The following is a 12920-nucleotide window of genomic DNA, read 5'->3' on the forward strand; positions in this document are numbered from 1 at the left end:
TTTCATTTCATAATGGTTTCTATATGATGATTATATCTTGTTTTTCAAAGATCAACAAGATTTAACTAATTTCGGGCCAAGTTGGCCCGAAGCATAAAGGAGGGATCATTTCATGGCAACGACGCGCCTTATCACTCATCACATCGCCAAAGGATCGACCGTCGGGCAAACTATGAAAGACCGTTTTGATTACGGGCAGAATCCTTTGAAAACGAATGACGGCGATCTTGTCTTGTCCTACGAGTGCGACGCAAAAACCGCTTACCGGGAATTTGTACTCTCTAAAGCAAAATACCACGCGATCACCGGGCGGAAGCAGAAGAAAAACGAGGATGTGCTGTGCTACCAGATACGCCAGTCCTTTCTGCCCGGCGAGACCGATGCGGAAGGTGCGCTCAAGATCGGGTACGAGCTTGCTATGCGCTGGACGAAAGGAAAGCACGCCTTTTTCGTCGCGTCGCATATAGACCGCCCGCACCCGCATATCCACATCTATTACAATTCCACTACGCTTGACTGCACACGGAAATTTCGGGATTTCCTCGGTTCAGCGCGGGCCCTCCGGCGGCTGTCCGATCGGATATGTATCGAGAACCGCCTGTCATATATTGCCCACCCGAAGCTGAAAAGCAAAGGGAAATACAGACACTACGGCGAATGGCTGGGCGCAAACAGGAAACCGGGATTTAAGGAACGGCTCAAAGCGCAGATCGACGCCTGCATTGCTAATATCCCCCAAAGTTTTGAAGCGTTTTTGCAGGCTATGCAAGAGGCCGGATGGGAGGTGAAACGCGGACGCGGCGGTGCGATTTCGTTCCGCACGGAGGGACAGGAACGTTTTACCCGCCTGCGCGCTTCCACGCTTGGAAAGGGCTATGGTGAAGATGAGATACGGGCCGCCATAGGGGGCCGCGCCACGGGTTCCGGCAACGCGCCGCCCCGGAGGAAAATGAGCCTTGTGATCGACATACAGGAGCGTCTGAAAGCTGGGAAAGGCCCCGGCTATGAACGGTGGGCAAAGGTTTTTAACTTAAAGCAGATGGCGGCTGCCGTCCAATATTTACAGGAAAACAACCTGTTTTCCTACGAGGATTTAGAGGCAAAAGCATGGGAAGCGACGGACAATTTCCATGCCGCCGCAGGCAGGCTGAAACAGGTCGAGGCTGGCATGAAACGCAACGCTGCTCTCAAAAAAGCAATCGTGGATTATGCAAAGACGCGGCCTGTATTTGAGGAATACAAGGCGAAAAAATATAGCCGAAAATATCTTGCGGAGCACGAAGCGGAGCTTGCCGTTTACCGGGCGGCGCAGGCTTCCATGCGGGAGCTTCTTTGTGGTGCGAAGCTGCCGAAGATGGATGCGCTCAAAGCGGAATGGCGCAGACTTGCGTCAAAGAAAAAATCCGGCTATGCGGAATACCGCGCCGCGCAGAAAAAAATGCGGGAAGCCGTTACGGTAAAGGCGAACATAGACTGCCTACTCGGCATAGCGGACAGGGAGAAAAACAAGGAAATTGAGCGATAGCGAAAGGACGCAAAATAAGGCGCGGCGCGCCGCCACGCTCCGGGCCAACATGGCCCGAAGCGCAGGGGTTTGGGGATGGCCCCAACAAGCAAAAAACCGCGAGTGTATATACACTCGCCCTGCTTGCCGATAAATATTCTCCGCTCTATTTGGTGCTTCCGTCCGTCAAAGCTGTCTCTGAATATATAATAACTACACTTTAGTACAAGAGAGAGGTCTCATCCGTTGATATGTGATTTGTCTGAATATTCGACATAAAACCTATATAGGCCAAGGCGGGACTTTGTTCCGGTTTTTTCATAAATTGAGGCAATGTATCGCTGTAATGTGCGGCGGGACATATAAAGCGCATCCGCCATTTCCTGCACGCTCTCTTCGGTGGAAATCAGCCGCTCAAACACTTCATGCTCTCTCGGCGTCATCGAAAAGGCTTCTACAAATTTTTGAGAGCGTTCCTCTTGATCTTCATTCCGGCCCCTGCCCGCCGACGTGTTTTTTATAATACCGTTCATTCGATTTCTATAGGCAGCCATTACAACGCTGACCGCACCAAATAAAACCAACGCGGCAATGATCGCTGTAAGACCATCGCCGGAAACCAGCAACGTAACCGAAACGTTGGTAATCAAAACGGCGCTGATATTGTTTGCCGTGCGGTCCATACCTGCCCACAGAGCCGGAATCCGCATATAACGGGAAAGTTCCATAAAACTGGCGGTAAGAAAGATGACGAAAAATCCAGAAGATAGGTAAAATATGAACAATCCCCCCAGGAATGGAACGCCAAATTTTAGAAGTACGATACACAAGACAGGCGACGCCAGCTCGTTCGATGTGTGGCTTATCCTTCTGTCAGCGGCAGGCGCTGTTCTGGCCGGAACATTTTTTTGCAGCCGGAAGAAAAAAGAGCATGCATAACCCTTGAAAGTTAAGCGCCCTGCGGAAAGAAAAACCGCAGGGCGCTTATTTTCAGACAAAAGCGCGGCAGTATAATCTGAATTCCGCGACAGGCATTTTTTTATTTAATCAGCCCATTACCAATGCTGTCGCCTAATATTCCAATAATAGGCGCGGAATAATCTTCGTTTCTATATGCCTTAACCGCTCCATATACACCGAGCGCCACCAGAAGAAGCTGGATGATGATGCTGAGCACACTGAGAAATGAAATGCCTGAAAACGCGCTGAACGGGTTGGTGGAAGCGATAGCAAACGCAATAATCTCGAATATGATTTGTATCGCCGCAGAAACGATGCAAATTGCCATAATCTGAGCCGCATGGCGTTTGACAAATACGCTTTGTTTCTCGATCAATATCACGACGAGCAACGGAAAAAGCCACGAAACAAAGCATACATACGGAATGAATATGAGAATGATGGAAATAATGTAAACTAACATTGCAAAAAGGTTTGCTTCCATTCCGGTTGAAGATTTTTGATTCATTATAATCACCTCTCGTATATCTTTTTTCTATGTGAAACCGTATCCGCTCAAAGAGAATCGCGGATAACAGTATTTTAGAAGCAGGGCGTTCTTGCGGCTCTACAGCTTTCCGGAAAATTCGATATAAAGCCGATACAAGCCGAGACGGGATTTTGTTCCCGTTTTTTCGTAAATCGATGAAATATACCGCTGCAATGTGCGGCGGGACATATAAAGAGCATCCGCCATTTCCTGTACGCTTTCTTCGGTGGAAATCAGCCGTTCAAATACTTCATATTCCCGCGACGTCAGCGAAACGGTTTCCATAAATTTTTCCGCACATTTTTTCTGACCGCCTGTTTCAAAGCTGTCTGCTGCCGCTGTTTTTACGATATTGTTCCAACGATTCATATAGGCGACCATCACAATACTGACTGCTACGAACAACACGAGCGCGGCGATGATCGCCGTAAAACCATGACCGGAAACCAACAGGGAAACCGAAAGGTTCGTGATCAGAACGGCGCAGATATTGTTTGCCGTACGACCCATACCCGCCCATAGAGCCGGGAGCCGCATATACCGGGAAAGTTCTATAAAACTGGAAGTAAAGAAGACAACGAAGAAACCGGAAGACAAGTAAAACACAAATAATCCGACCGGAAATGGAGCGCCAAATCGAAGAAGTACGATGCACATGACGGACATAATCATAACGCAGTACATCATAATGACCATAAATTTTCTGTTTTTAAAGTCGAACAAAAAGCCAGCCGCAAGCCCGCTGCCCGCCAAAAAAAGCCGCGGCCACTGGCCAATATCTGTACCTGCCGCGTGATTGAGCGTAACCGCATTGTCGAGCGTGCTGAAAACGCACGCCATCAGCGCGACCAAAAGGGCGAGAAGAAGACCGGAAGCAAGACTGCCTTTTATTCGAGCTGGAGCGGCCTCTGCTTCCTGCCACAGATTTTGATGGGGAATGGCAAAATTTCTGCGCGCCCGTTCCGCCCTCATAAAAAATATGACAAGCATACTTAAAAAACCGGAGAGGACAATCGCTTCTGCCAATTCTGAGTTGATGAGATTGTTGTTCACAAACTGAAGCAGAATCCCGAACGCATATGATATTCCAACCAGCCGGGCAAGGCAGCGGTTTTCTCCAAGCGCACGGGCGGACATATCGTATACTTTGCCGCTGAATATGCCGAACAGAAGGAACAGCATACTTCCCGAGATCAACGTCGCAAGGTATGAGATGTGCTGCTGGATCATAAAGATGCAGGAAACTGCAATCAAAGACGCGATGAACAGAAAACCAGTTCTGTACTGTTTTTCAATCAGCCGGTCGAGCAGAGGATATGCAAAAAAACCGCCGGCGCTGATCCCCAACACATAATTCTGTGCGTTAACTGATGCCGACGGCCCAGCCGAAAGGGAAACCATATTGACATATAAATATTCCGTACCCAGAAACACAAAAGTGAAAAGAGCCATCATTAGGACGGCGGTGAGCGACGCCGGCTTTCCCAGCTCTGTTTTTATTTCGTTCCACATAACCCAATTCCTTATCGTTGTCTTATCTCTAAATTTAGCACATTATATATTATACATTGAAACAAGGGAAATTCCTACTGTAGGAAGGCGGTTTGGCGCTGCTGCGCCATCTGTTTTCGGAAGTTTGGCGCGCATGCGGCCTACCGCTGAATAAAAGAAAAAGTCATAATAAGCATATAAAAAAGCCATAATAAAATTGTATGATTTGAAAACAAAACAATATCTTTAATGTACTAGGAGGAAGAAAATGAAACAGTGCGACAACGGTCATTTTTATGACGAAACAAGGTTCGATTCCTGCCCGTATTGCCAGGAAGGCGCGGGCGTAGGAAAAACAGTCGCGGCAGGAAATGTGGGAAAAACGGTCGCGGCGGTACCCGGGCACGGCGCAGGAGATGCCGATCGGGGAAAAACCGTAGGGATCATCCAGAAGAAAATCGGGATCGATCCGGCGGTCGGCTTTTTGGTCTGCATTGAAGGGCCGCACCGCGGCGAAGACTTCAAGCTGTGTGCAGGCCGGAACTTCATCGGCCGAGCTTCCGCGATGGATGTGGCGCTGGTGGATGACGATACCGTCTCCAGAGAAAGCCATGCGCTTGTTTCATATGATGCGAAGCATAACCGGTTTACGCTTTCTCCCGGGCAGGGACGCGGAATCACCTATTGCAATGATGAGCAGATAGAAGTGGCCCAGCCGATCCATGCATACGATATTATAGAAGTTGGGAAAAGCCGTCTGCTGTTCCTGCCGCTGTGCGGCGATAAATTCCGCTGGGACGATGAGACGCAGGACGGAGAGTGATAAATGGAACGGGTGATTGCGTGGTTGAACACGCCTTTGACAGAGGACGGCGCGTTCCGGTTGTGGATGCCGGCGGCAGCATGCCTGCTGGTTATCATCATCGTTCTGATCGTCCTGCTCAGAAAACGGAAAAAAAGAAAAGATAAAGGGAAAGAGCAAGAGACAGAGCAAGAGACAGAGCCTGTTACGGAACATCCGGATATCAAGCCGATTCTTGAGATAGCCAATCTTCAGGGACTTGGCAAACGGGAGGAGCAGCAGGACGCTTTCGGCGCGAGCCTGTTGAATAATTATGAAAGCAATGGGCTGCTTACGGTGCTGTGCGACGGAATGGGCGGTATGGCGGAAGGCGGTATGATCGCATCGCAGGTTGTGGCGGATATTCTGGATGCTTTTCCTTGGCAGGGCGACAACGTACCGAAAGAAAAGATCGGCGCGATGAGCGCACGCGTTTACCGCCAGTTCCGCGGCCAGGGGGGGACGACGCTCGTAGCGGCGCTGGTAAAAGACGGAAATCTCTCTTTCTGGTGCGTAGGCGACAGCGACCTTTTCCTGCTGCGCGAAGGAAAGATTTATGCGCTGAACATGAGGCAGGAATATAAAAACGACCTTTTGCTCCGCGCAGTGGAAGGAGCGTTCCCGCCTGAAGAGGCGTTTGCCGACCATCAGGCTGCGGCGCTTTCCGAATATATCGGTAAAGAGCAAGTGATATGCGAACAAACGCGTAAGCCGCTGCTCCTTCTGCCGGAGGATACGCTGTTGCTTTGTTCGGACGGAGTAAGCGATACGCTGACACTGGCGCAGCTCCGGGAAGCGATGGCTCTTCCGCCCGCTCAATGCTGCGGGAAGCTGGAGCAGGATATCCTTTCGGCGGATATGCCGAATCAGGATAATTATACGGCGATTGCCGTAAGATATCACGGAAAAGTAATGGAGGAACATAAAGATGGAAGCGAAGAAGAAAACATCGGCTAAGAAAGTTTTGGCAATCGTCATGTTCTGCGTGGTTGCGTTAAGCTGCGTGCTGTGCGGGATAGCGGCGGTTGGAACCATGAGCATGACGCCCGCGCAGGCGCGGAACGGCGTGGCTTATGTAGAGCAGGTATTGTATGACGCCTCTGGCAGTCCTGTGGCTGCCGGCAGCGGAACATGCTGGGCGGTCGGCAAGCCGGGAGAACCCGTGGAATATTTTATAACGAACGGACATGTCGTGCAGTATGCATATGTCATCCCAAAACAGGATCCGTCGTACAGAGGAAATGTAACAGTAGTTTATTCCGGTGCGGAAAATGATTTTGTAGATGCGCAGATCGTATACTATTCCGGACCGAGTGAAAAAGATATTGCAATCTTGAAGGTTCCCAGCCCCACGGATAAGCGTATCCCGCTTTCGCTCAGGCCGTCTGACACTGTCCAGCCGGGAGAAACGGCGTATGCCCTCGGCTTTCCGGGCGTATCGGACACGCTGGCGGAAAATATCCGCTATGACGTAGAGGACGTTACCATCACGGACGGTATTATCAGCAAACGCGTGTCGGTCACGGGGACGGAATACGAGGCATTCCAAATGAACGTAGACATCAATCCGGGCAACTCGGGCGGACCGCTTGTGGATGCTGCGGGGAACGTGATCGGCGTGAATACCTCGGGACTCGTTACTCAGATTGGTTCGACAGAACAATCGGTCGAGATTGGTACCAGCGTCAACTACGCCAGCGTGGCGGATCAGCTGATCCGTATTTTAGATGAGGAACGCATTGAATATACGCTGGTGGGCGAAGGGAACTGGATGCTGTATACGTTTGGCGCGGTCGGCAGTGTGGCGCTCATTCTTGGAATCGTTTTTCTGATCGCAGGCCGGAAAAACGCGCCGTCTGCGGCAGCGGCAGGCGCTGCCGGCGGGTCGTCTGCTGGCAAACCGGCCAAAAGCAGCCCAGCAGGCAGAAAACCAGTGCTGCGCGGCGTGACGGGAAGATATGCAGGCCAGAGCTTTGACCTGTCAAAAGGCAAGGTTACGCTTGGACGCGATCCAAACCGCTGTAATATCGTGTTTGACAAAAATACACCGGGTATTAGCGGAACCCATTGCGAGGTATCCTATGACGCGAACAACGATTGCTTCCTGCTGACGGATAACGGCTCCACTTACGGAACATTTCTTGGAAACGGGAAGAAGCTGCCCGCATCCGTTCCCGAAAAGCTGGCGGCAGGCGATACGTTCTATCTGTGCGATAACGCAAACCGCTTCCTCGTGGCAAAGGAGTAAAAAATGGCAGCATATTGTTTGGAAAACGGGAAGGTCCGGGAGGCATACGGCGGGTATGCCTCCCGTGAATATGCGGGAATATATCACATGAGCGCCAACGGAGAGTTCCGCAGAGAGGAGCATATTCCGGTATTGAAGCCGGGAGAAGGCTTGCTGGCGCACAGTGAAGGGTTTTATGTCGAACCGCTGGAGATACAGGTGGATTTTCTGAAAGCATCCGGCGCGAAGCGATGGCTGGAATATCTGGCGCTGCGCCATATAGACCGCGTACGCTATCTGGATGAAAACCTGTGGGTATTGGCAGAAATCAGGGAGGAAGAGGTATGAATCCGGAAAAGATATGTTATGGCTGTTTCCGGGAAAAAGGTCCGGGCGTCTGCCCGTATTGCGGCTATGGCGACACGGAGGAGCAACCATTTTTGGCGTTGCCGCTGGGGACGATCTTAAACGGACGATATATGACGGGAAAGGTGCTCGGAGTGGGAGGCTTTGGCATCACATACCTCGGGTACGACCTGTCGCTGGAAATCAAAGTAGCGATTAAGGAATATATGCCGTCCGGTATGGCAACGCGGTATAAGGATGGATATACGGTCGCCCTCACAGGACGCGTGGAAAAAGAATACGCAGCCGGGATGGAACGGTTCGTAGACGAAGCGCGGATTCTTGCCAAGCTGCAACACCTGCCGAATATCGTATCGGTACAAAACTATTTTAAAGAAAATAATACGGCGTATTTCGTAATGGAATACATCGAGGGCATGAGCCTGAAGGAATATCTTGCAGCGCATGGAGGGATGATTCCCTATACGGAGGCGCTGGCGATTCTGCTCCCGGTTATGGAGGCGCTGTGCGAGGTGCATTCCATGAACCTGATGCACAGGGACATCAGCCCGGACAATATTTATATTACGGCGTCGGGGGAAAGCCGACTACTTGATTTTGGCGCGGCGCGTTTTTCAATGGGAGACAACAAAAGCGTATCCGTCATCTTAAAACACGGATACGCGCCGGAGGAGCAGTATTCGAGCCACGGGAACCAAGGCCCATGGACGGATATCTACGCGATGGGCGCAACGCTCTACCGCTGTATCACGGGGGCGGTACCGCCGGATTCTATAGAGCGTATCCATAACGATACGATCCGGAAACCATCGGAAATGGGCGTAAGCCTGCCTGCAACCATAGAAACAGCGGTCATGAAAGCGTTATCTGTTAAAGCTGAGGACAGGTATTCGAATATGCGCGCATTTATCGATGCGCTTACAGGGAAGAAGACGGCTCCAACCGCAGAGCGGGCAGGGAACATGACGCGGCGTACGGAAGAACCGGTTCCGGCTTCCGGCAAAAGCGGCGGATTTTTAGAGATGCTGAAGACAAATCCGCTCATACGGTGGCTGATCGTAGGGGCGGCAGCGGCAGTCGTTGTATTTGCCGTTATTTTCCCGGCGGCAGGTATATATGGCGGAAAGGACATCCCTGCCGCTACAGAGGGATCGGATCCCCCTGCCGCTACGAATGGATTCACGCCGTCCGCCGCCGGAACCCCTTCACCGCCTGAAACGGATATACCCGGCGAAGGAATGAAGACTTATGATATCAGCGGTTACGGTGCAGCGCTCACAGTACCGTCCGATTGGGAGGAAGCGGCGGATACATGGACGTTTACATCGCCGGATAAGGCCATGTCCGTTTCTGTCGAACTATTCTATTATCAGGAATATATGGCGTGCTATTCTGTCGATGATATCGAAAGCAATGTGGAACATATTGCGGCGGCAGCTGCCAAAAACATTGCGGGAGAAGGGGCAGCCTATGAAGTGCGCACGGCAGGAGCACAGCAGCTTAGCGGAGCGCCTGCCTATCAGATTGATTTGCGCCTGACGGACGCAAATAACGCGCAGATAGACACGGTCGTTTTATCTACCGCAACACAAAACGGATTCGGTATGTATATGATTACAGGAATTTGCCCGGCAAACGATGAACAGGCCTACTCCACGCTTCGCGGATATATGGATACTTTTCGTGTAACCGCTCCTGCCGATACAACGCTCGCACTGTATGAAAACAGCGAGCTCGGTATCAAATTCATGTATGATACGGAGCTTACGCCCGCGCCGGAGGTTACCTCTGATACGTCCGGGGGAGCTCAGTGGCATTCTGTGATAATGAATCCGATTGCAGAGGATACCACGCAGGGAGTAGAAGTAAACGATGTGACTCCTCTTGGTTTAGGCAGTTCTGCCAAAGAAGTGAGCGATGCTGTGCACGCCGCCGCAGTGCAGCAAGGAACACAAATAAGCGGACCTTACCAAGAAGTGTGGGGCGGTGTAGAGTGGACAATTCTGGAACAGAAGAGTGAAGGGAGAACCATGCACATGGGATTTGCGGACATCGGCGGAAAAGTGATGAATGTAATGATGCTTGCAGAAGAAGCCAATCTCACTTTAATGCAGGATGTGATGGATTGTACGCTGTCCTCGCTGCGTTTGATATGACGGACAGAAAAGAAAGGAAATGAAATATGGCGGTGCTCAAAAAAACAGTAAACTGTCCGCGCCGAATGACGGTCTATGCGATTTTTGACGTGTTGGATAAACTAAGCAGCGTCTATGAGCAGGAGCTGGCGGGAGATATTACGGCGCGTGTGAACGTGTTTGACAATCTGAACGATTTTGCGCTTGCTGTAACGCAGCAGGGGGATTCTTCCATTATACACATTTCTCTGCTTCATCCGGCGGCAGGGCTGACGGAACAGGGACAGCAGAGGGCTCTTGGCTTTCTGATGGACAGCATTGTTCAGCATATTGAAAATGAAGCGAACACTATGACAGACAAAAGGGAGGAAGCAAGATGAATACAGAAAAAATGTGTTACGGATGCTTTCGAGAGAAAGAACCGGGGGTATGCCCGCATTGCGGATATGACGAAATGAAGGGCCAGCCGTTTTCGGCTCTGCCGCCGGGAACTATATTGAACGGGCGGTATGTTGCAGGCAAGGCGCTTTCGCAGGAAGCGTCAGCGATCGTTTATGCCGGATATGACTTAAAGCTGGAAGCTGTGGTAGAGATCAGGGAATATATGCCGCAGGGCATAGCCGCGCGCGGAGAGGACGGCTATGTGGTGGAGCCGATAGAAAGCGCAGCGCAGGAGTATCGGGACGGGCTTGAGCGGTTCCAGCATGAAATGCGGACTGCGGCAGGCGGCAGCCGGACAGATGGCATGACCGTGCAGGATTGTTTCAGAGAAAACGGGACGGCATACGCCGTCCTGCAAGGCACAGGAGACAGCGGGAAAACGGGATCGATCGAACAGCGCGTAACGGCGGGCGTTACGGAACGAGCTGCGAACCTGTCTACCGTGCAGGATGAAAAACGGGAGAATGGATTTTTGAAGATAATGAAGGAGAACGCCCTTTTAAGATGGCTTATTATTGGGGCTGCTGCTGCCGTGGTGGTATTTGCGGTGATATTCCCGGCAGCCGGGGTATACGGCGGAAAAGAACTGTCGTCTGTACCGGGTGAGGACACCGTACCGTCCACGACGCAGGAGGCGTCTGTTCCGTCCGCTGCGCCGACAATAACGCCCACGCCCGAAAAAACGCCAGAACCCACACCGTCCGCACCGGAAATGGTGAAAACGGATTTGGGCAACCTCAGCGCTTCCATAGACATCCCGGCCGGCTGGACGGAAGACGCGGAATCGTGGACGTTCACGAACCCGGAAGGGACGATTTCGCTGTTTATGGAATTCTATGACTATCCATACGCCGCCCCCATCTATTCCATGAGCGATATAGAAGCGAATATTGATGCGCTCGTGAGCAGCAACGTGCAGGCGGTGGTGGGAGAAGGCAGCAGTACGATCCTTGCAACGGAACGGCATGAAGCGAACGGAACGCAGGGGATACGTACGGATCTTACCGTAACTACCGCGGAGGGCAGTGTCGGCATGTCTCTGCTGTATGCAGAAGGGAAAAACGGATTCGGATGCTATTTGATCGGCGGGATGTACCCGCCGGACGATGCATATTCCTATTCCATCGTCCGCAGCGCGATGGACTCCTTCACAGTAAACGGCGCGGCCATGACGGATTCAGCGTTATTTACGGACAGCAGGCTCGATTTCAAATTCCTCTATGATACGACAGTGGTTCCGGACGGCGTGGAAGTGACCGAAATGGTGATGAACGACAGCGGAGAGCATTTCTATGCGGCATTCCTGTATCCCGTGTCCGGAAACAGAAATATTGTGGTCGAGGTGGAGAACGGAAGTCCGGCAGGCGCGACGGCGGCAGAGGTGCTGGAAAAGCTGAGCGGAGCTTTTACGGCAAGCTATCCGAGCCACACGGTTGGGGAACCGGCAACCAACGTGGCTGGCGGCGTGGAGTGGCAGACGCGCAGTTATCTGACAAATATTGACGGAACGGACTATGTGTTTTCGTTTTCGGCGGCGGATATTGGCGGCAAGCCTTACGTGGTAGGGATTAAAACAGACGAAGCGAACCAGCAGACGGCAACGCTTGCGGCGACGGACATTTTACAGACGCTGCGCCCGGTATGACCGGGGACGGTTTTATATGGAAGGAGCGAGGAACGGCATGAAACGGAAAAGTGTGCTTTGCATCATACTTTGCATATTGATGGTAATAGCGGCGGCAGGATGCGCCCCGAAGCCGGGGCAGTCTGGCAGTACGACGAACGGTGGAACGGATTCCGCCGCGCTTCTTCCGCAGCAGACGGTGGCAATCCCGCAGGAGTCTGCGCCCGAAGAATCCGCGCCGCAATATACGCTGCCGCCTGCGCCCGAAGAAACGGTGGAGCCGGCAGAGGAAGCTACCCCTGGAAACGCACCTGAAGAAACAGCGGAACCGAGCCGAGCAGCGGGACTGGACTGGCTGGATTTTGCAGGAAAGGCGATGGAGCCGGAAGAGATTGCTTCTATGTTGGGGGAGACGTATCGGGACGGCGAAGGGCTTGCAGGAGGCGGAAGCGATGCGACCTATACCTGCCGCGATACTTCATTCCGTCTGCTCCAAACGGACGGCGCGCGGTTGGTTGTGGAGGTAGCGCAGAGGAGCGCGGCTTCTCCGGTTTCCATCGGAGGCGCGTCCGTCGGGATGGACGCCGTGCAGGCACAGGGCGCGTTGGAAGCGGCGGGATATGCGCAGAACATGGATATCTGGAACGGGAATGCGAACCTGTATTTTGAGAAAACCGACGCGCAGGGCGTTCTGTGCTTCGTGGAGCTTCAGATCAGCGGAGATACGGTTGCGCAGGCGCGCGGGCTGTGGGGAGCGGCTGCAGAAGAAGAGAGAGCATCGCTCGCCTGACCGAAGCAAGCA

General features: G+C 52.2%; 12 protein-coding genes. 9 read left to right on the forward strand and 3 right to left on the reverse strand.

Going from position 1 to position 12920, the window contains the following annotated elements; translation table 11 throughout:
• The first annotated feature begins 112 nt into the window (after positions 1-112).
• Positions 113-1525 (forward strand): relaxase/mobilization nuclease domain-containing protein, encoded by a 1413-nt coding sequence (locus tag PUP29_RS00125; protein WP_079545291.1) that lies wholly within the window; start codon positions 113-115, stop codon positions 1523-1525.
• A gap of 218 nt (positions 1526-1743) precedes the next feature.
• Here PUP29_RS00125 and PUP29_RS00130 read toward each other — a convergent pair whose 3' ends face one another.
• The 3 genes from PUP29_RS00130 to PUP29_RS00140 all read right to left on the reverse strand — a co-directional run bounded on the left by PUP29_RS00130 (position 1744) and on the right by PUP29_RS00140 (position 4505).
• Positions 1744-2502 (reverse strand): response regulator transcription factor, encoded by a 759-nt coding sequence (locus PUP29_RS00130; RefSeq protein ID WP_079545290.1) that lies wholly within the window; start codon positions 2500-2502, stop codon positions 1744-1746.
• A gap of 41 nt (positions 2503-2543) precedes the next feature.
• Positions 2544-2972 (reverse strand): DUF4870 domain-containing protein, encoded by a 429-nt coding sequence (locus PUP29_RS00135; RefSeq protein ID WP_353423517.1) that lies wholly within the window; start codon positions 2970-2972, stop codon positions 2544-2546.
• 99 nt (positions 2973-3071) lie between these two features.
• Complete coding sequence (locus PUP29_RS00140; RefSeq protein ID WP_353423518.1) at positions 3072-4505, reverse strand: response regulator transcription factor; 1434 nt, start codon at positions 4503-4505, stop codon at positions 3072-3074.
• 247 nt (positions 4506-4752) lie between these two features.
• Between PUP29_RS00140 and PUP29_RS00145 the strand changes: the two genes are divergently transcribed.
• The 8 genes from PUP29_RS00145 to PUP29_RS00180 are packed head-to-tail and all read left to right on the forward strand — an operon-like array spanning position 4753 to position 12908.
• The gene (locus PUP29_RS00145; RefSeq protein WP_079545287.1) at positions 4753-5307 is read left to right on the forward strand and encodes an FHA domain-containing protein; all 555 of its coding nucleotides are present in this window, start codon (positions 4753-4755) and stop codon (positions 5305-5307) included.
• Between the two features lie 3 nt (positions 5308-5310).
• Positions 5311-6282, forward strand: coding sequence for a PP2C family protein-serine/threonine phosphatase (locus PUP29_RS00150; protein ID WP_079545286.1), 972 nt, complete (start codon positions 5311-5313; stop codon positions 6280-6282).
• On the forward strand, positions 6254-7573 hold the full coding sequence (locus tag PUP29_RS00155) for a trypsin-like peptidase domain-containing protein (protein WP_079545285.1): 1320 nt from the start codon (positions 6254-6256) through the stop codon (positions 7571-7573). The genes PUP29_RS00150 and PUP29_RS00155 overlap by 29 nt, the downstream gene beginning before the upstream one ends.
• A gap of 3 nt (positions 7574-7576) precedes the next feature.
• On the forward strand, positions 7577-7900 hold the full coding sequence (locus PUP29_RS00160; protein WP_079545284.1) for a hypothetical protein: 324 nt from the start codon (positions 7577-7579) through the stop codon (positions 7898-7900).
• Entirely contained in the window at positions 7897-10074 is a 2178-nt protein-coding gene (locus PUP29_RS00165; RefSeq protein ID WP_353423520.1) for a serine/threonine protein kinase, read from the forward strand. The genes PUP29_RS00160 and PUP29_RS00165 overlap by 4 nt, the downstream gene beginning before the upstream one ends.
• 26 nt (positions 10075-10100) lie before the next feature.
• The gene (locus PUP29_RS00170) at positions 10101-10433 is read left to right on the forward strand and encodes a hypothetical protein (protein ID WP_353423521.1); all 333 of its coding nucleotides are present in this window, start codon (positions 10101-10103) and stop codon (positions 10431-10433) included.
• A complete protein-coding gene (locus tag PUP29_RS00175; RefSeq protein ID WP_353423522.1) occupies positions 10430-12139 on the forward strand; it encodes a hypothetical protein in 1710 nt (569 codons plus the stop codon). The genes PUP29_RS00170 and PUP29_RS00175 overlap by 4 nt, the downstream gene beginning before the upstream one ends.
• 37 nt (positions 12140-12176) lie before the next feature.
• Positions 12177-12908: a hypothetical protein gene (locus PUP29_RS00180; RefSeq protein WP_353423523.1), complete on the forward strand. Its 732-nt coding sequence runs from the start codon at positions 12177-12179 to the stop codon at positions 12906-12908.
• Positions 12909-12920: the final 12 nt, after the last annotated feature.

Source organism: Christensenella massiliensis (genome assembly GCF_040409835.1).
Taxonomy (GTDB): Bacteria; Bacillota; Clostridia; order Christensenellales; family Christensenellaceae; genus Christensenella; species Christensenella massiliensis.

Coding starts and splice junctions, on each gene's coding strand:
- PUP29_RS00125 (WP_079545291.1), top strand. CDS start 113: ATGGCAACGACGCGCCTTATCACTCATCACATCGCCAAAGGATCGACC.
- PUP29_RS00135 (WP_353423517.1), bottom strand. CDS start 2,972: ATGAATCAAAAATCTTCAACCGGAATGGAAGCAAACCTTTTTGCAATG.
- PUP29_RS00140 (WP_353423518.1), bottom strand. CDS start 4,505: ATGTGGAACGAAATAAAAACAGAGCTGGGAAAGCCGGCGTCGCTCACC.
- PUP29_RS00145 (WP_079545287.1), top strand. CDS start 4,753: ATGAAACAGTGCGACAACGGTCATTTTTATGACGAAACAAGGTTCGAT.
- PUP29_RS00150 (WP_079545286.1), top strand. CDS start 5,311: ATGGAACGGGTGATTGCGTGGTTGAACACGCCTTTGACAGAGGACGGC.
- PUP29_RS00155 (WP_079545285.1), top strand. CDS start 6,254: ATGGAAGCGAAGAAGAAAACATCGGCTAAGAAAGTTTTGGCAATCGTC.
- PUP29_RS00160 (WP_079545284.1), top strand. CDS start 7,577: ATGGCAGCATATTGTTTGGAAAACGGGAAGGTCCGGGAGGCATACGGC.
- PUP29_RS00165 (WP_353423520.1), top strand. CDS start 7,897: ATGAATCCGGAAAAGATATGTTATGGCTGTTTCCGGGAAAAAGGTCCG.
- PUP29_RS00170 (WP_353423521.1), top strand. CDS start 10,101: ATGGCGGTGCTCAAAAAAACAGTAAACTGTCCGCGCCGAATGACGGTC.
- PUP29_RS00175 (WP_353423522.1), top strand. CDS start 10,430: ATGAATACAGAAAAAATGTGTTACGGATGCTTTCGAGAGAAAGAACCG.
- PUP29_RS00180 (WP_353423523.1), top strand. CDS start 12,177: ATGAAACGGAAAAGTGTGCTTTGCATCATACTTTGCATATTGATGGTA.